General features: G+C 43.6%; 1 protein-coding gene. It reads left to right on the top strand.

The genetic code is table 11. From position 1 onward, the window contains the following. A partial coding sequence (locus IAQ59_RS22465; RefSeq protein WP_245189779.1) for a hypothetical protein occupies positions 1-321 on the top strand: 321 nt, incomplete at its 5' end. Positions 322-861: the final 540 nt, after the last annotated feature.

The following is an 861-nucleotide window of genomic DNA, read 5'->3' as shown; positions in this document are numbered from 1 at the left end:
CGGGGTTTGCAGTCTCGCTTCCTTCAGTGCATGCCTCACGGCAAACCACCTTGCGACTTGCTAACGCTTCGGGGCGTTACCCCCGCACGTAAGGGACTTGCACCCTCTGGAATATTATGGTATCTTCGATACCAGATGCCCATGCCGGGCACACACAGCACCTACCCAAAAGTGGCGGTTCAGTGGTTAAATGAAGCTTTGTGCATCTATCAAAGCTTGTGCTTGGTTGAAAGTGAAGTGCTTCGAAATCGCCACCTTCGGGTAGCTGCAAAACGTTATGCAACAGACCAAGGAGCACCTTTTGAAAAGCGGACTGTTTAAAATGAAAAGATTGGGATTTTTATGAAGTTGGTTTAAAACAGAGAGTGAATGTTAAGAATTGAAGATTGTTTGGGAGGGAAAAAAAGTGAATTCGTCGCTTTTGATTTCTTGGTTTAGCAAGTATTGTTTGGGGTCGCAAAAAAGGGGGAAAACCTCAATAGGGATCCTCAAATTGGTTTCAACAAGAAAAGATAAAAATGGTCTAAAGGATATTGGTTTCTGAAAGTGAGGCTTTTTTCAATCAAGGCAATTATGCCAGGTAAAAAAAGAAAAAGTTGAAACCCCGTTACCTACAAGATCAATGAACACTTTAGAATCTTTTCATTCAAAGAGATTTTAAAAAGTGAATTCGACGAAAACGAAAAAACCGAAGCTTCTGGCTACGTTGATTTTAAGGCGGGAGGCTGTGAAAGGGATAAACGAAAGGGGAGTTCGAATTCGGTTAGAGAGGAAATTTCAGCTCCGAAAACCTGGTCCATTGCATAATCGAGTAGACGGCCCCGCCAACCGTTAGGTTAGCGAGGTGCGCCTCTCACACCA

Source organism: Lunatimonas salinarum, assembly GCF_017811155.1.
Lineage (GTDB): Bacteria > Bacteroidota > Bacteroidia > Cytophagales > Cyclobacteriaceae > Lunatimonas > Lunatimonas salinarum.
Note: the sequence above shows the minus strand (reverse complement) of the source record. Positions and strands in the feature narration are given on the sequence as shown.